Origin of the sequence: Ochrobactrum sp. EDr1-4, from assembly GCF_049199085.1 — a bacterium.
GTDB lineage: Bacteria > Pseudomonadota > Alphaproteobacteria > Rhizobiales > Rhizobiaceae > Brucella.
The window spans coordinates 192,217-209,939 of sequence record NZ_JBLZOF010000003.1 but is presented as its reverse complement, the minus strand read 5'-3'; the positions used below and the strand labels follow the sequence as shown (position 1 = coordinate 209,939).

Here is a 17,723-nt window from a genome sequence, read left to right as displayed (position 1 = left end):
TCAATTTTGCGTGTTGGTGGCAAAGCACGAGTGCTATTGCTTTAGCGACTTAGCGGCCTATTTCTAATTTCCTGTGTCTCAGGTGAATAATAAGAAAAATATCATCACTTGGTGGAGGGCGAAAAATTGGGAGAGAAAAATGGCTTACATAGAAGGATTTGTCGTTGCGGTTCCAAAGGCCAATAAAGAGGTCTATCGGCAACATGCCGCTAAAGCTGCGGAATTATTCAAAGAGTTTGGCGTGACGCGTATGGTCGAGGCCTGGGGCGATGATGTGCCCAATGGTAAGGTCACAGACTTTCGCCGTGCTGTGCAGGCAAAGGACGATGAAGAGGTGGTCTTTTCGTGGTTTGAATATCCTGACAAAGCCACACGCGACGCTGCTAATGAAAAAATGATGAGTGATCCGCGCATGAAGGAAATGGGTGAAACCATGCCTTTTGACGGTAAGCGCATGATCATGGGTGGTTTTTCAACGATTGTTGATGTTTGAACGGCGCAGCATTCATTAATGGGATGGCGGCTGTCGTCGCCATTCTTACTCTCGTGCTGGGGTAGGGCTCCAAAAAATCTGACGCTAGAGCCACTGTCATCGCCCTGCGGTAAAGCTCTGTTAAGCAGAATTATGTTTTATGGTGGAAATCGGATTGACGGCTTCAAATCAGCATCGAAGCCCTCGTGAGTATCCGGGAAGGAAGCCGAAATGTGGACCAAGCAGAAACGTAAATCTATCCGTGGCCGTTTTGTGCTGCCTGTTTTGACAGCTGCGTTTCTGAGTTATTTTGGTTTCCACGCCTATCATGGCGAATTTGGGCTCTATTCCCGTCTCCAGCTGGAACAGCAGAAAAGCTTGCTGACCGATCAACTTGCACAGGTGACTGCCGACAGAGCTGCACTTGAAAAGCGAGTCACGCTTCTGCGCGATGGCTCGATTGAAAAGGACATGCTTGACGAGCAGGCTCGCAGGGCGCTTAATCTCTCCCATTCCGATGAAATGACGATAATCATTTCTCGCGAAGATCGGTCAAATTAACCAAATTCAGGTTAATTGTCTTTTTGTGATATGTTTTTAAAGGCTTGGCGGCATAGCAGCTATGCTTTGCGTGCATATTGTATCTTGTAAATTGCCCGTATAACGTCACAATAGAACGACAATCGTAGAGCGCCGCGCGTCCTTCGTGTGCGTGAAAGGTGCTCTGATAATTTGAATCGTCGCATGTTGCTTTCAAAATCACCTCTGATTTTGGGTGCATGCTATAGGGAGCGAGATATGGCACCGAGGGCTAATAAGGCGCCTGCTGGAAAAACGCAGACGTCTTCTGTCACCACCCCCAAGACGCCAGCGCCTGCAAAGTTTAATAAAGAGCAGGAACTGAGTGCTTACCGCGAAATGCTTTTGATCCGCCGTTTCGAAGAAAAGGCCGGACAGCTTTACGGTATGGGTTTCATCGGTGGCTTCTGTCACCTTTATATCGGTCAGGAAGCCGTTGTCGTCGGTATGCAGACAGCGCTCAAGGAAGGTGATCAGATCATCACTTCCTATCGTGACCATGGTCACATGCTGGCAACTGGCATGGAAGCACGTGGCGTTATGGCCGAGCTGACTGGCCGCCGTGGAGGTTACTCCAAGGGCAAGGGCGGCTCCATGCACATGTTCTCGAAGGAAAAGGGCTTTTACGGCGGTCATGGTATCGTCGGCGCTCAGGTTCCTCTTGGCACCGGTCTTGCCTTTGCGAACAAATATCGCGGCAATGACAATATTTCCGTCACCTATTTCGGCGATGGCGCTGCCAATCAGGGCCAGGTTTATGAAGCCTTCAACATGGCATCGCTGTGGAAGCTTCCGGTGATCTACGTGATCGAAAACAACCGCTATGCAATGGGTACATCGGTTTCGCGTTCTTCCGCTGAAACAGATTTCTCCAAGCGCGGTGTTTCGTTCAACGTACCGGGCATCAAGGTCGACGGCATGGATGTTCGTGCTGTTGCGGCTGCTGCCGAATTTGCTGCCGATTGGGCGCGTTCGGGCAAGGGCCCATTGATTCTCGAAATGGAAACCTATCGTTATCGCGGTCACTCCATGTCCGATCCTGCGAAATATCGTTCGAAGGACGAAGTGCAGAAAATGCGTTCGGAGCACGACCCGATTGAACAGGTTAAACTGCGCCTGATTGAAAACAACTGGGCCACTGAAGAAGAGCTGAAAGAAATCGACAAGAATGTTCGCGACATCGTCGCTGATTCGGCCGATTTCGCTCAAAACGATCCAGAGCCGGATGTTTCCGAGCTCTACACGGATATTCTGCTCTAATTCAGGAAAGGTATTGTCATGCCCGTAGAAATTCTCATGCCTGCCCTTTCCCCGACGATGGAAGAAGGCAAACTGTCCAAGTGGCTGAAAAAAGAAGGCGACAAGGTTACGTCTGGTGACGTGATCGCTGAAATCGAAACCGATAAGGCGACGATGGAAGTTGAAGCCGTTGATGAAGGCACAATCGGCAAGCTGTTGATTGAAGAAGGTTCGGAAGGCGTAAAAGTAAATACGCCAATCGCAATCCTGCTCGGTGACGGCGAAAGTGCATCCGACATCGGTTCTGCTCCTGCTGCAAAAGCGGAAGCTCCAAAGGAAGAAGCGAAAGAAGCGCCAAAGGCCGCAGAAAAGAAGGCCGATAGCGTGCCTGCTGCTCCGAAAGTTGAAGTTGCTTCCGATCCGGACATTCCAGCTGGTACAGAAATGGTTTCGATGACTGTGCGTGAAGCACTGCGCGATGCCATGGCTGAAGAAATGCGCCGCGACGACAATGTCTTCATCATGGGTGAAGAAGTTGCCGAATATCAGGGCGCTTACAAGATCACGCAGGGTCTTCTCGATGAGTTCGGCCCACGCCGCGTTGTCGACACCCCGATCACCGAGCATGGTTTTGCTGGTGTTGGCGTTGGTGCTGCTATGGCTGGCCTGAAGCCAATCGTCGAATTCATGACGTTCAACTTCGCCATGCAGGCGATTGACCAGATCATCAATTCGGCTGCCAAGACGCTTTATATGTCGGGCGGCCAGATGGGCGCACCTATGGTGTTCCGCGGACCTTCGGGTGCCGCTGCCCGCGTTGCTGCTCAGCACTCCCAGTGCTATGCCGCATGGTACAGCCAGATCCCGGGCCTCAAGGTCGTCATGCCTTACTCAGCTGCTGATGCGAAGGGTCTGCTCAAGGCGGCTATCCGCGATCCAAATCCGGTTATCTTCCTTGAAAACGAAATTCTCTACGGTCATCATTTCGATGTGCCGAAGCTTGACGATTTCGTTCTGCCAATCGGCAAGGCCCGCATTCACAAGCAGGGCAAGGACGCGACCATCGTTTCGTTCGGTATCGGCATGACCTATGCGGTCAAGGCTGCGGAAGAACTGGCTGCACAGGGCATCGATGTTGAAATTATCGATCTGCGCACCATCCGCCCAATGGATATTCCAACGGTCGTGGAATCGGTCAAGAAGACGGGTCGTCTTGTGACTGTTGAAGAAGGCTACCCACAGTCTTCCGTTGGTACTGAAATTGCTACCCGCGTCATGCAGCAGGCTTTCGATTATCTCGATGCGCCGATCCTGACGATTGCTGGCAAAGACGTTCCGATGCCATATGCGGCCAACCTCGAAAAGCTGGCTCTGCCGACTGTAGCTGAAGTGGTGGAAGCGGTGAAAGCCGTGACCTACACCGCCTGAGGAGTTACTGGACATGCCGATTAAAATCACCATGCCAGCACTTTCACCAACCATGGAAGAAGGCAATCTTTCCAAGTGGCTGGTTAAAGAAGGCGACAAGGTTACGTCCGGCGATGTGATCGCCGAGATTGAAACCGACAAAGCGACGATGGAAGTCGAAGCTGTTGATGAAGGTGTTGTTGCGAAGCTCGTCGTTCCTGCCGGAACCGAAGGCGTCAAGGTCAACGCGCTGATCGCAATCCTCGCCGAAGACGGTGAGGATGTCGCAGAAGCAGCAAAGGGTGGCGACGCTGCTCCTGCACCAAAGGCGGAAGCTAAGGCTGAAACGCCTAAGGAAGAGCCAAAGAAGGAAGCTGCACCCGCAGCAGCCCCGGCTCCTGTAAAAGCTGAAGCTCCAGCGGCTGCTCCTGCTACTAATAGTGGCGCCGAAAACAAGGGAGATCGCGTTTTCGCATCGCCGCTTGCGCGTCGCATCGCGAAGGATGCAGGCGTTGATGTTTCCGCTGTTAAAGGCACTGGTCCTCATGGCCGTGTTGTTCAGCGTGATGTTGAAGCTGCAATCAAATCCGGCGGTACGAAAGCTGCGTCTGCTGCACCACCGACGGCTGCGTCGGCTCCGAAGCCTCAGTCAGATGATGCCATCCTCAAGCTCTTTGAAGAAGGCACCTACGAAATCGTTCCTCACGACGGTATGCGCAAGACCATTGCTCGCCGTCTGGTTGAATCGAAGCAGACTGTTCCGCATTTCTATCTGACGATTGATTGCGAACTCGATGCGCTTCTGGCTCTGCGTTCGCAGATCAATTCCGCAGCACCCGTTACCAAGACAGAGAAGGGAGAGGTTCCGGCCTACAAGCTTTCTGTCAATGATCTGGTGATCAAGGCTGTTGCTCTTGCGCTGCGTGATATTCCTGAAGCCAACGTCTCCTGGACTGAAGGCGGCATGATCAAGCACAAGCGTGCGGATGTGGGCGTTGCTGTCTCCATTCCGGGCGGTCTGATTACGCCAATCGTGCGTCAGTCTGAATCCAAAACGCTGTCCGCCATCTCCAATGAGATGAAGGACCTTGCCAAGCGTGCGCGTGATCGAAAGCTTAAGCCTGATGAATATCAGGGTGGTTCGACCTCTGTGTCCAACCTTGGCATGTTCGGCGTGAAGGACTTTGCAGCAATCATCAACCCACCACATGCGACGATCTTCGCAATTGGTGCAGGTGAACAGCGTGCAGTGGTCAAGAATGGTGAAGTGAAGGTTGCGACGGTTATGTCTGTCACGCTCTCCACCGATCATCGCGCCGTTGATGGCGCTCTGGCTGCTGAACTTGCACAGGCCTTCAAGCGTCACATCGAAAACCCGATGGGTATGCTGGTCTGATATGGTTATACGCCGCGTGTTATCTGACACGCGGCGTTTCCTATTTATAAGCCGACAGAAAGTCGGCAATTCGAGAATGCGCACCGCAAGAAAATCTGCGTAAGATGCTGCTTCTCGTATTTCTGATGTTTTAAGGGCAGGAAACTATGGCCGACATCTACGACGTTATTATCATCGGATCGGGACCGGGCGGTTATGTCACCGCTATCCGCGCAGCGCAGCTTGGCCTCAAGACTGCCATTGTCGAGCGCGAGCATCTGGGCGGCATTTGCCTTAACTGGGGTTGCATTCCGACCAAGGCGCTGCTGCGTTCGGCGGAAGTGCTGCATCTGGGCGAACATGCCAAGGATTACGGCCTTAAGCTTGAAGGCTCGATCAGTGCTGATGTGGATGCGGTTGTTGCGCGTTCGCGTGGTGTGTCGGCGCGGCTGAATGGCGGCGTTGCCTACCTGATGAAGAAGAACAAGATCGACGTGATCTGGGGCGAAGCTAAGCTTGTTAAGGGCGCTTCTGGCAATACGCCTGCGGAGATTTCGGTCGGTAAATCATCGAAGCAGCCAATGCTCCCGCAGAACCCAGTGCCGAAGGGCGTTTTGGGCGAGGGCGGCTACAAGGCCAAGCATGTGATCGTTGCTACCGGCGCACGTCCGCGTTCGCTGCCGGGTATTGAACCAGATGGCAAGCTGATCTGGACCTATTTCGAAGCCATGGTTCCACCGGCGCTGCCAAAGTCGATGGTGGTCATGGGCTCCGGTGCGATCGGTATTGAGTTTGCATCCTTCTACAATGCCATGGGCGTTGATGTGACGGTTGTTGAACTGATGCCGAACATCATGCCGGTTGAAGATGTGGAAATTTCCACTTTCGCTCGTAAGCGTCTGGAAAAGCTCGGCCTCAAGATCATCACCGAAGCCAAGGTTACCAAGGTTGAGAAAGGCGCGGATTCCGTGACCGCTCATATCGAAACCAAGGACCGCAAGGTTGAAAAGCTGACTGTTGATCGTCTGATTTCGGCTGTTGGCGTTCAGGGTAACATTGAGAACCTTGGTCTCGAAGCGCTTGGCGTGAAGACAGACCGTGGCTGCGTTGTGATCGACGGCTATGGCAAGACCAATGTCGAAGGCATTTATGCCATTGGTGACGTTGCTGGTCCTCCGATGCTGGCTCATAAGGCTGAGCATGAAGGCACGATCTGCGTTGAAAAGATCGCTGGTTTGCCGAATGTTCATTCGCTCGACAAGGGCATGATCCCGGGCTGCACTTACTGCAATCCACAGGTAGCATCTGTTGGCCTGACTGAAGCCAAGGCGAAGGAACAGGGCTTTGACATTCGTGTCGGTCGCTATTCTTTCTCGGCAAACGGTAAGGCTATTGCGCTTGGCGAAGATCAGGGTCTGGTTAAGACGATCTTTGACAAGAAGACTGGACAGCTGCTCGGTGCTCACATGGTTGGCGCAGAAGTGACCGAACTTATTCAGGGCTTTGTCGTTGCGATGAACTTAGAGACGACAGAAGAAGAACTGATGCATTCGGTCTTCCCGCATCCGACCCTTTCCGAAATGATGAAGGAAAGTGTTCTGGATGCCTATGGCCGCGTGCTGAACGCTTAAACTAGGAGCAAAAATATTCCACTGATCGATAATGGAGGGCCATGGCGGCGTGCCGCATGGCCCATGATTAAATGGTGTACCGTTGGTGGTTTAGCGCTTGGCTTTATGGCCGGGAGCTTGAGCCTGATCGGCGGAAACACCATATCGGTCAATGGAATGGCGATTGCTGGCTGGTATGGCGTCTGGACACTGGCTTTTGCACTTGGATTTGGCGGGCTATTGTTTGGCCTTATCTGGGCACTCGTTTTCAGGGCATTAGGAATGGCGGCGAGACGGTAAGCCGCAGCATATTGACGATGTCTTTGGGTGTGCCAAGTTGACAGGGTACAGACCAGAGATTACGAACCGGACCCAATTTAGAAGTGTTTCAAGTTTGTGAAAACTTCGGATAGGCAGGAAACAGCATGGTTACAGTTCTCGACACGGTGAACCAGAGACGTCTTCGTCATCCGGAGAAGGCACATCGTCCGGATAATGAAATTCTGAAAAAGCCAGACTGGATTCGCGTCAAGGCTCCTGTTTCGCGTGGCTATAGTGAAACACGCGAAATCGTCCGGTCGAACAAGCTTGTTACCGTTTGCGAAGAAGCTGGTTGCCCGAATATTGGCGAGTGCTGGGAAAAGAAGCACGCAACCTTTATGATTATGGGTGAAATATGCACCCGTGCCTGTGCTTTCTGTAACGTTTCGACCGGTATTCCGAAAGCTCTTGATCCGAACGAGCCGGAAAGTGTCGCACGCGCCATCAAGCAGATGGGTCTTACCCACGTTGTTATTACCTCGGTTGATCGCGATGATCTCGCTGACGGCGGCGCACAGCATTTTGCTGACGTTATTCGCGCGATTCGTGAAGCAACACCAAAGACAACGATTGAAATTCTCACGCCAGACTTCCTTCGCAAGGAAGGCGCGCTTGAAATCGTTGTTAAGGCACGTCCTGACGTGTTCAATCACAATCTGGAAACTGTTCCGTCGAAATATCTCAAGGTTCGTCCGGGCGCGCGCTATTTCCATTCCATCCGCTTGTTGCAGCGCGTGAAGGAACTCGATCCGACGATCTTCACGAAGTCCGGCATCATGGTTGGCTTTGGTGAAGAGCGGAACGAAATTCTTCAGCTGATGGATGATCTTCGTTCGGCTGACGTGGATTTCATGACCATTGGTCAGTATCTTCAGCCAACCCGCAAGCACCATCCGGTTGTCCGTTTTATCACGCCAGACGAATTCAAGTCGTTTGAGACAATCGGTCGTACGAAAGGCTTTGCTCTTGTTGCGTCCAGCCCGCTGACGCGCTCGTCGCACCATGCCGGTGATGATTTTGCAAAGCTCAAGGCTGCGCGTGAAGCGCAGGTCGCAGCACAGGCTTAAACTCGCATGCCGCAATTTACTAATGTCAGACGCGTTCATCACAGGGCAGACGAAATGTTTGCCCTGGTTGCAGATGTTGAAAAATATCCGCAATTTTTGCCGATGTGCGAGGCGCTTTCAATCCGCTCCAGCAAAGAACGCGATAATAAGACCTTGCTCGTCGCTGACATGACGGTTGGCTATAAGCTGATCCGCGAGACATTCACCAGTCAGGTGCTTTTGAAGCCGAAAGAAAGCATGATCGACGTGAAATATGTCGACGGCCCATTCCGCTATCTCGATAATCGCTGGACTTTTAAGCCGGTTGGCGATGGTTCGGAATGCGATGTCGAGTTTTTCATCGATTATGAATTCAAAAGCCGCATGCTCGGTATGCTGATGGGATCAATGTTTGATCTTGCTTTCCGCAAATTCTCGGAAGCATTCGAGAAACGCGCCGATCAGATTTACGGTTGAGAATTAAGCCCTTCAAGCACGAGAGCCAGTGCAGATAGCACAGTCTCATGGCGTATTGCTTCGCGGGACTTTTCTCCAAAACGGCATTCTCTATGCAGCGTAGCAAAGCCTTTGCGTGCGCTCGCAATATGCACGAGACCGACTGGCTTTTCCGCTGATCCGCCGCCGGGTCCTGCGATGCCTGTCACGGCAATGCTTATGCCTGCGCATGAGTTGGCAAGTGCGCCCTCTGCCATGGCGATTGCCACTTCTTTTGAGACAGCGCCCACTTGGATGATCAGTTCCATAGGGACGCCGATCATCTCATTCTTGGCTTCATTGGAATAGGTGACAAAGCCGCGATCCACTACATCGGAAGAACCGGCTATATCGGTGAGTGCACCCGCGATAAGCCCACCTGTGCAGGATTCGGCCGTCACGATCATGATGCTATGTTTGCGGCATGCATTGAGAACCGCGATGACTTGCGCTTCAGCGATTAATGTCATTCTGGAACCTCACCGGGATAAATCACGGTTGCCGTCACAATAGCAGCAATGCCTTCACCACGGCCAACAAAGCCCATCTTTTCATTGGTGGTGGCTTTAACTGACACTCGGTCTTGAGAAATGCCGAGCATATTGGCCATGGCTTCTGTCATTGCCGGACGGTGCGGGCCGATTTTCGGCTCTTCCGCGATGATTGTCACATCAGCATTGGCGATACGACCGCCGGCTGCGCGAACAATGCGAACCGCATGTTCAACGAAGATATGCGATGCTGCACCCTTCCATTGCGGATCGGATGGCGGGAAATGCGTGCCTATATCTCCTGCACCGCGTGTGGCAAGCAGGGCATCGGTTAGCGCATGAAGTGCCACGTCTGCATCGGAATGACCGTTGAGCTTTTTGTTGTGGGGAATGGCGACGCCGCAAAGCGTGACGTGGTCGCCCGGCTCAAAACTGTGAACGTCATAGCCGTTGCCGGTGCGGATATCTGGAAAAGAAGTCATGCCATGCCTCAAACGTTTGTCGGCCATTTCGATATCTTTGGCCCATGTCAGTTTGGTATTGTCTGCCGAACCTTCGATAATGCGCACGGACAGGCCAAAGGCTTCTGCAATCGACGCGTCATCGGTAAAATCCGAACGACCGCTTAGAAATGCTTTCTCGTGCGCGTCGAGTATTGGCGCGAAGGGAAATGCCTGCGGTGTTTGCGCTGCGAAAAGACCAGCGCGCGGGACCGTCATTTTGACCGTGCCGTCGCTTGCTGATTGTTTCAGCGTGTCGGATACGGCAAGCGCAGGTAAAACGCCCTCCTGCGGTGTCAGATTGTCGAAAATGCGCGCAAGCAGTTCCTGCTCGATGAACGGACGCACGCCGTCATGGATAAGCACATAGTCAGGCGCGTTTTTGTTGAGCGCCAGCAATCCAAGCCGAGTGGATTCCTGTCGCGTCGGTCCACCCGTGACGACACGCACATTTTCATATTGCTCAATGATAGCGTTATCGTAAAGGGTTGCATCATCGGCATGGATGACCACAATAATCTCAGCAATCTCGGGACAATGCGCAAAAGCTCGCAATGTGCGCGAAAGCACGGCTTCGCCGCCGATCCGCCGATATTGCTTCGGTCCTTCGGTGCTTTGTCCTGCCCGTTCGCCACGTCCTGCGGCTACGATGACTGCTGCTGCCCGTAAAATATCGGTCGCCTTTGTCAGAGATTCAAATTGCTATTTGCCGAATAACGCCTTGCGTAAATAATTGCCATACCGCAATCAATTTATCATTACCCGCACGCGCTTTTCCTTGCGTTCAATGCAGTGAGTGATTAAACTGTGTGCTAATTGCATCGTGCACATCAAATGAGCATCTTTTGGTCGCTAATCTTGAACTGCCTTTAAGCATACGTAACGTGGTCGTTCCAAACCGCGTCTTTCTTGCGCCTATGTCGGGCGTTTCTGATCTTCCATTTCGCAAGCGCGCTGCGGAAGCAGGTGCTGGCATGGTTGTTTCGGAGATGGTCGCGAGTGCTGAGCTCTGCAATCGTCATAAGGAAAGCATGTTGCGCCTGTCCGGTGAAGGGCTTGGCACGCATGTCGTCCAACTTGCAGGCCGCGAAGCACACTGGATGGGCGAAGCGGCCATCATCGCCGAAGGCGAGGGTGCGGATATTATCGACATCAATATGGGCTGCCCTGCCAAGAAGGTGACGGGCGGCTATTCCGGCTCTGCGCTGATGCGCGATCTTGATCACGCCATGACTTTGGTTGAGGCAACTGTGAATGCGGTCAAGGTGCCGGTTACGCTGAAAATGCGTCTTGGCTGGGATGAGAATAGCATCAACGCGCCTGAATTAGCTAAACGCGCCGAAGGTGCGGGTATTGCCATGGTGACGGTTCATGGACGCACGCGCTGTCAGTTCTATGAAGGCAAAGCCGACTGGGATGCCATTCATGCGGTGCGTGATGTCGTGAAAATTCCGCTTGTAGCCAATGGCGATGTGTTGTCACGCGTAGATGCGGAAGAGTTGCTGCGTCGTTCAGGGGCCGACGCCGTGATGGTTGGTCGCGCTTCCTATGGTCAGCCGTGGCTTGCAGGCTTGATCGCAGGCAGTGATTTCGCACCGCGTACAGCTGATGGCATTCTTTCTTATATTATAAGACATTACGAAGATATGCTCGACCATTATGGCAGCAAGACTGGTATCCGCCATTCAAGAAAACATCTCGGCTGGTATCTGGATCGTCATGCGGGCGAAGCAATCTCGCAGGCAGATAAGGCTGAAATCATGACGCTCACTGATCCCGAAGCGGTTATCGCGGCGCTAACCCGCGTTTTTCTGCGTGATGCAGACAGAAAGGTCGCGTGATGGGCGGTAGAGGTGAAACAAACGGCATTCCAGCAATCATATTGGATGCGATCAATCAGCCTGTGATTATGGTGAGCGCCGATAATCACATCGTTTATGCGAATATGGATGCCGAGCAATTCTTCCGGTCTGGTTCGTCTATTCTGGCACGCAACCGTCTTGAATCGTTTCTTCCATTTGGCAGCCCATTACTGGCTCTGGTCGATCAGGTCCGCACGGCTCAGGTGCCGGTTAATGAATATCGCGTCGATATTTCATCGCCGAAGCTCGGTGCCGAGCGCATTGTCGATCTTTATGTTGCTCCGGTGATCGAAACGCCGGGTGCCGTGGTAATCCTGTTTAAGGAAAAGTCCATGGCTGAGAAAATCGACCGTCAGATGACTCATCGCGGTGCGGCGCGTTCTGTGACGGGGCTTGCCTCAATGCTCGCGCATGAAATCAAGAATCCGCTTTCGGGCATTCGTGGTGCAGCACAATTGCTGGAACAAGTGGTTGGTGATGAAGATCGTGCGTTGGCGCGACTGATTACCGATGAAACGGACCGGATTGTAAAGCTTGTCGATCGCATGGAAGTATTTTCCGATGAGCGTCCGATTGAGCGCACGGCGGTCAATATTTACTCGGTGCTCGATCATGTGAAGACACTGGCACGCAACGGTTTTGCGCGGCATATCCGCTTTGTCGAAGAATATGATCCATCATTGCCGCCAGTTTATGCCAATCGCGATCAGCTTGTGCAGGTTTTCCTTAATCTGGTGAAGAACGCAGCCGAAGCGCTTGGCGATCGTGATGGCGCTGAAATCACGCTTTCGACAGCCTATCGCCCTGGCATTCGCTTACAAGTCCCGGGTGCAAGCGACCGTGTGGCATTGCCGCTGGAATTCTGCGTGCATGATAATGGTCCGGGCGTGCCCGACGATATGCTGCCGCATTTGTTCGACCCGTTCGTGACGACCAAAACAAATGGATCCGGCCTTGGTTTGGCGCTGGTTGCCAAAATTATTGGCGATCATGGCGGTGTGATCGAGTGCGATAGCCACCCATCGCGCACTACATTTCGCATTCTCATGCCGCAATGGAAAAGTTCAGCCGAAAATATGTCTGTAAAGACAGGAGATAAAGCATGATTGCCGGACGTCCGACAGGTACGATTCTCGTTGCGGATGACGATGCTGCAATTCGCACAGTGCTCAATCAGGCATTGTCGCGCGCAGGCTATGATGTGCGGGTTACATCCAATGGTGCTTCGCTCTGGCGCTGGATAGCTGCCGGGGATGGTGATCTGGTGATTACCGACGTCAATATGCCCGACGAGAATGCGTTTGATCTGCTTCCGCGTATCAAGAAGATGCGGCCTGATTTGCCGATTGTTGTTATGAGCGCGCAAAATACGTTTATGACCGCGATCCGCGCTTCGGAAGCCGGTGCTTATGAATATTTGCCAAAGCCGTTTGATCTCACAGAGCTAATCAATATTGTTGGTCGTGCGCTCTCAGAACCAAAGCATAAGCCCGCTGCGGTTCTGCCGGATGAGCAGGCTGAAAACATGCCACTGGTCGGGCGCTCGCCCGCAATGCAAGAAATCTATCGTGTGTTGGCGCGCATGATGCAGACGGACCTCACCATGATGGTCACAGGCGAGTCGGGTACGGGTAAGGAACTCGTCGCGCGCGCCTTGCATGAATATGGTCGTCGCCGCAAAGGGCCATTTGTTGCCATTAATATGGCGGCTATTCCGCGTGACCTGATTGAATCTGAACTGTTCGGCCATGAAAAAGGTGCCTTTACCGGCGCACAGAACCGGTCCAGTGGACGTTTCGAACAGGCCAATGGCGGAACACTTTTCCTCGACGAAATTGGCGATATGCCGATGGAAGCACAGACGCGTTTGCTGCGCGTTTTGCAGCAGGGCGAATATATGACGGTCGGCGGTCGTACACCGATCAAGACTGATGTGCGGATTGTTGCTGCAACCAATAAGGATTTGCGCCAGCTTATTGCGCAGGGTCTGTTCCGTGAAGATCTGTATTATCGTCTGAATGTCGTGCCGTTGCGTCTGCCGCCACTACGTGAACGCAGTGAAGACGTGCCTGATCTGGTCCGCCACTTCTTTAAGCGCGCCGCCGAAGAAGGTCTGCCTGAAAAGCGCATTACTGCGACCGGCTTTGATATGATGCGCCGCTATCCATGGCCGGGCAATGTGCGCGAGCTTGAAAACCTTGTGCGCAGACTTTCAGCACTCTATCCGCAAGACGAGATTTCGCCCGAAATCATCGAAGCTGAACTTAAGTCGGAGCTTTCAAAGCCCGATGCCCCTGCCATCGTGACGGGTGATCTCGAAAACATCACGATTTCGCAGGTCGTTGAGCAGAATATGCAGCGTTATTTCGGATCGTTCGGCTCTGATTTGCCACCGCCCGGCCTCTATCATCGCGTTCTGGCAGAACTTGAATACCCACTTATCCTTGCATGTTTGACGGCTACGCGCGGTAACCAGATTAAGGCCGCAGAAATTCTGGGTCTTAACCGTAACACACTGCGTAAGAAGATCAGAGAGCTTGGCGTGAATATCTATCGAGGCGCCAAGCAATAGAAAATGAGCGATAAGCCGCTCTCAGTTTCGCGAAACCCTATTTAAGCTGTAAACAATCGTTGCATTTTCGCCACAATGCGTTGCATAGATGCAACGCTATTGGGTAATATGGTTAACATGCATACAGCGAATCTGACGACGGATATGGATAAGGCAGAGCGACCATCGCGCGGCGGTGAGGGGCGCAGGCTTCTTGCGTTACCGGGTATTATCACCGTTGTTCTGGCGTTGATTACCGCGTCACTGTCTTTTTGCATTCTCATTGGCATTACGCCGATTACGCCTGATCGTGCAGTCACGCTTGCGCTGGTCATTATCAACGTCGCGCTCATCATCTTTCTGATCCTGCTGATTTGCCGCGAGATTTACCGTATTATCTCGGCGCGTCGATCCGGGAAAGCTGCATCTCGACTGCATGTGCGAATTGTTGCGCTGTTCTCACTGATCGCTGCGGTGCCTGCAATCGTAGTTGCGATTGTTGCTTCCGTTACCCTCAATCTTGGTCTTGATCGCTGGTTTGATACCAACACACGCGATATTGTCAGTTCATCACAGAACCTGACCACCGCCTATATTCGGGAAACTGCGTTAAACCTGCAAAGCACGTCATTTTCGATGTTGCAGGAGCTTGATGCCCAGCGCACGGTCTATAGCCTCGATAGGGGTGGCTTCATCCGCTACATGACGCTTCAGGCTGGTGGACGCGGACTGCTTGGTGCATTCTTGGTGCGTGAAAACGGCGATGTTGTCGTCAAAAGCGAGACAGGCGTTGAAACGCGCTTGCCGCCGCCAACCGAAGACGCTTTGAAAACAGCTGTCGATGGTAAGCCGGTTATTATCCCTCCGGGCAACAGTAATTTTGTTGGCGCTGTCATCAAGATGCGCGAGATACCGGACCTTTATCTCTACACGGTACGGGCGGTTGATCAGCAAATTCTGGATTCTATGCGCCTGATGGAAGCCAATACGGCGCGCTATCAAGAGATGGATGCCAACCGCATACCAACCCAGATTGCGTTTGCGCTGCTCTATTTCGGTCTGACTCTGATTGTTCTTCTGTCTGCCATATGGACAGGTATTGCCGTGGCGGACCGTCTTGTGCGTCCGATCAGGCTTTTGATTGGTGCAGCTGACGATGTTGCTGCCGGTAATCTGAATATCTCTGTGCCAGTACGCGCATCTGATGGCGATGTTGGCGCTCTGTCCGACACGTTCAACAACATGGTTGCTGAGCTAAATAGCCAACGCAACGAGCTTTTGTCAGCGAAAGATCAGATTGACGAGCGTCGTCGCTTCTCTGAAGCGGTTCTTTCTGGCGTCAATGCGGGTGTTATCGGTATCGAGACTGATGGCTCAATTTCGATCCTTAATCGCTCGGCTGAGCATATGTTCGGTGTCAGTTCACAAGATGCAATTGGCAAAAGCTTGAGCAGTATTGCGCCTGAAATCGGACAAGCTTTTGAAGTTGCGCGTACAACGGATCGTGCGATGCATCGTGAACAGGTCAGTATGACGCGTAATGGTGTTGCACGAACCTTTAACGTGCAGGTGACCGTCGAAGATTCAGAATCTGACGATCATTCCTATGTCGTTACGGTTGATGACATTACCGATCTGGTTCAGGCGCAGCGTTCGTCCGCATGGGCCGATGTTGCGCGTCGTATCGCACATGAGATCAAAAATCCGCTGACGCCGATCCAGCTTTCTGCAGAACGTATTCGCCGTCGCTACGGCAAGGTAATTGTTGAAGATCGCGAAGTGTTCGATCAGTGCACTGATACAATCATCCGTCAGGTCGGTGATATTGGTCGCATGGTCGATGAATTCTCAGCATTTGCGCGTATGCCTAAGCCTGAAATGAAGGCGATGGATATGCGTGAGGCGTTGCGTGAGGCTTCGTTCCTCATTGAAGTCAGCCGTCAGGATATAAAGTTTACCAATGAATATGGCTCTGAAAAACTGATTGGTTCTTTTGATAGTCGTCTGCTTGGTCAGGCTTTTGGCAATGTCATTAAGAATGCCAGCGAGGCAATTGATGCTGTGCCGAAAGAAGAGCGCGGCGAAGGGCATATTCTTGTTCGCTCAAGTAAAGCCGAGGGGCATCTGGTGGTCGATATCATCGATAACGGCAAGGGCTTGCCGGGCGATGATCGCCAGAAGCTCTTAGAGCCCTATATGACCACGCGCGAAAAGGGCACTGGCCTTGGTCTCGCGATAGTGCGCAAAATCGTGGAAGACCACGGCGGACAGTTGGAATTGCATGATGCGCCAGCAGATTTCCACGGTGGACGTGGCGCAATGATACGTATGATCTTTCCTGAGGTTTCCACCAGCTCTGCTGGTGCGGAAGAGGGAAATCCCGGAAACGAGATAGTTGGACAGGTGAACTGATATGGCAGCCGATATTCTTGTTGTTGATGACGAAGTGGATATTCGGGAACTTGTTGCAGGTATCCTGAGCGATGAAGGCTATGAAACGCGTACGGCTTTCGATGCTGATAGCGCGCTCGCTGCGATTGATGATCGTGTGCCTAGGCTCGTGTTTCTTGACATCTGGTTGCAGGGCAGTCGCCTTGATGGTCTTGCGCTGCTTGACGAAATCAAGAAGCAGCATCCTGATCTGCCGGTCGTTATGATCTCTGGACACGGCAATGTCGAAACGGCTGTTTCGGCGATCCGTCGCGGTGCCTATGATTTTATCGAAAAGCCGTTCAAGGCGGATCGTCTGATTTTGGTTGCTGAACGTGCGCTGGAAACATCGAAGCTGAAACGCGAAGTTTCCAATCTGCGCAAGCGCGGCGGCAACAGCATGGAACTGATCGGTGCTTCGCTTGCGATCAACCAGCTGCGCCAGACGATTGAGCGTGTTGCGCCAACCAACAGCCGTATCATGATCACCGGACCTTCGGGGGCGGGTAAGGAACTGGCAGCGCGTGCTATCCATGCACATTCAGGTCGGGCTAATGGTCCGTTTGTGACGGTCAATGCTGCAACAATTACGCCTGAGCGTATGGAAATTGAGCTTTTTGGCACGGAAATGGATGGCGGTGAGCGCAAGGTTGGCGCGCTGGAAGAAGCACATGGCGGCATTCTTTATCTTGATGAAATTGCCGATATGCCGCGTGAAACGCAAAACAAGATTTTGCGCGTTCTGGTTGATCAGCAGTTTGAACGTGTGGGTGGAACCAAGCGTGTGAAGGTTGATGTCCGCATCATCTCTTCGACCGCACAGAACCTTGAAGGCATGATTGCCGAAGGTACGTTCCGCGAAGATCTGTTCCATCGCCTGTCCGTTGTGCCTGTGCATGTGCCAGCGCTTGCATCACGCCGCGAGGATATTCCATCGCTGGTCGAATTTTTCATGACGCAGATTGCGGAACAGGCAGGTATCAAGCCGCGCAAGATCGGTTCTGATGCAATGGCAGTTTTGCAATCGCATAGCTGGCCGGGGAATATCCGTCAGTTGCGGAATAATGTTGAGCGACTGATGATTCTGGCGCGCGGTGATGATCCGGATGCGCCAGTGACAGCCGATCTTCTGCCAGCAGAAATTGGCGATACATTGCCGCGTGCGCCAACTGAATCCGATCAGCACATCATGGCTCTACCTTTGCGTGAAGCACGCGAGCGCTTTGAAAAGGAATATCTGATTGCGCAGATCAATCGCTTTGGTGGCAATATCTCGCGTACGGCTGAGTTTGTTGGCATGGAACGTTCGGCATTGCATCGCAAGCTGAAGTCGCTTGGCGTATAA

General features: G+C 52.5%; 16 protein-coding genes. 14 read left to right on the top strand and 2 right to left on the bottom strand.

Annotated features, from left to right (window positions below; genetic code table 11):
• Positions 1-139 precede the first annotated feature (139 nt).
• From ACOZHT_RS12020 to ACOZHT_RS11980, 9 genes are all read left to right on the top strand, one after another.
• Positions 140-493, top strand: a complete 354-nt coding sequence (locus ACOZHT_RS12020; RefSeq protein ID WP_339508818.1) for a DUF1428 domain-containing protein — start codon at positions 140-142, stop codon at positions 491-493.
• Positions 494-703: 210 nt separating this feature from the next.
• Complete coding sequence (locus tag ACOZHT_RS12015; protein ID WP_339508817.1) at positions 704-1,033, top strand: septum formation initiator family protein; 330 nt, start codon at positions 704-706, stop codon at positions 1,031-1,033.
• Positions 1,034-1,270: 237 nt separating this feature from the next.
• Positions 1,271-2,311, top strand: a complete 1,041-nt coding sequence (gene pdhA, locus ACOZHT_RS12010; protein ID WP_339508816.1) for a pyruvate dehydrogenase (acetyl-transferring) E1 component subunit alpha — start codon at positions 1,271-1,273, stop codon at positions 2,309-2,311.
• A gap of 18 nt (positions 2,312-2,329) precedes the next feature.
• A complete protein-coding gene (locus tag ACOZHT_RS12005; RefSeq protein WP_339508815.1) occupies positions 2,330-3,718 on the top strand; it encodes a pyruvate dehydrogenase complex E1 component subunit beta in 1,389 nt (462 codons plus the stop codon).
• A 13-nt stretch (positions 3,719-3,731) separates the two neighbouring features.
• Positions 3,732-5,093, top strand: coding sequence for a pyruvate dehydrogenase complex dihydrolipoamide acetyltransferase (locus ACOZHT_RS12000; protein WP_339508814.1), 1,362 nt, complete (start codon positions 3,732-3,734; stop codon positions 5,091-5,093).
• Between the two features lie 146 nt (positions 5,094-5,239).
• On the top strand, positions 5,240-6,703 hold the full coding sequence (lpdA, locus tag ACOZHT_RS11995) for a dihydrolipoyl dehydrogenase (RefSeq protein WP_339508813.1): 1,464 nt from the start codon (positions 5,240-5,242) through the stop codon (positions 6,701-6,703).
• A 63-nt stretch (positions 6,704-6,766) separates the two neighbouring features.
• Positions 6,767-6,982 (top strand): hypothetical protein, encoded by a 216-nt coding sequence (locus tag ACOZHT_RS11990; protein ID WP_339508936.1) that lies wholly within the window; start codon positions 6,767-6,769, stop codon positions 6,980-6,982.
• Positions 6,983-7,107: 125 nt separating this feature from the next.
• Positions 7,108-8,070 carry a lipoyl synthase gene (lipA, locus tag ACOZHT_RS11985; protein WP_339508812.1) on the top strand — a complete coding sequence of 321 codons (963 nt, stop codon included), beginning with the start codon at positions 7,108-7,110 and terminating at the stop codon, positions 8,068-8,070.
• 6 nt (positions 8,071-8,076) lie between these two features.
• Positions 8,077-8,526 (top strand): type II toxin-antitoxin system RatA family toxin, encoded by a 450-nt coding sequence (locus tag ACOZHT_RS11980; RefSeq protein WP_339508811.1) that lies wholly within the window; start codon positions 8,077-8,079, stop codon positions 8,524-8,526.
• Here the strand turns inward: ACOZHT_RS11980 and ACOZHT_RS11975 are convergent.
• Together ACOZHT_RS11975 and ACOZHT_RS11970 are read right to left on the bottom strand one after the other, a co-directional pair.
• On the bottom strand, positions 8,517-9,014 hold the full coding sequence (locus tag ACOZHT_RS11975; protein WP_339508810.1) for a CinA family protein: 498 nt from the start codon (positions 9,012-9,014) through the stop codon (positions 8,517-8,519). The genes ACOZHT_RS11980 and ACOZHT_RS11975 overlap by 10 nt on opposite strands.
• Complete coding sequence (locus tag ACOZHT_RS11970; protein ID WP_339508935.1) at positions 9,011-10,225, bottom strand: bifunctional 2-C-methyl-D-erythritol 4-phosphate cytidylyltransferase/2-C-methyl-D-erythritol 2,4-cyclodiphosphate synthase; 1,215 nt, start codon at positions 10,223-10,225, stop codon at positions 9,011-9,013. Before ACOZHT_RS11970 ends, ACOZHT_RS11975 begins: the two co-directional genes overlap by 4 nt.
• Before the next feature lie 155 nt (positions 10,226-10,380).
• Here ACOZHT_RS11970 and dusB point away from each other — a divergent pair, with 155 nt between their 5' ends.
• From dusB to ACOZHT_RS11945, 5 genes are all read left to right on the top strand, one after another.
• The gene (gene dusB / locus ACOZHT_RS11965; RefSeq protein ID WP_339508809.1) at positions 10,381-11,376 is read left to right on the top strand and encodes a tRNA dihydrouridine synthase DusB; all 996 of its coding nucleotides are present in this window, start codon (positions 10,381-10,383) and stop codon (positions 11,374-11,376) included.
• Complete coding sequence (locus ACOZHT_RS11960) at positions 11,376-12,503, top strand: nitrogen regulation protein NR(II) (protein ID WP_339508934.1); 1,128 nt, start codon at positions 11,376-11,378, stop codon at positions 12,501-12,503. The genes dusB and ACOZHT_RS11960 overlap by 1 nt, the downstream gene beginning before the upstream one ends.
• Positions 12,500-13,969 carry a nitrogen regulation protein NR(I) gene (gene ntrC, locus ACOZHT_RS11955; protein ID WP_339508808.1) on the top strand — a complete coding sequence of 490 codons (1,470 nt, stop codon included), beginning with the start codon at positions 12,500-12,502 and terminating at the stop codon, positions 13,967-13,969. Before ACOZHT_RS11960 ends, ntrC begins: the two co-directional genes overlap by 4 nt.
• A gap of 75 nt (positions 13,970-14,044) precedes the next feature.
• Positions 14,045-16,360, top strand: coding sequence for an ATP-binding protein (locus ACOZHT_RS11950; protein ID WP_421565794.1), 2,316 nt, complete (start codon positions 14,045-14,047; stop codon positions 16,358-16,360).
• Between the two features lies 1 nt (position 16,361).
• Entirely contained in the window at positions 16,362-17,723 is a 1,362-nt protein-coding gene (locus ACOZHT_RS11945; protein WP_339508807.1) for a sigma-54 dependent transcriptional regulator, read from the top strand.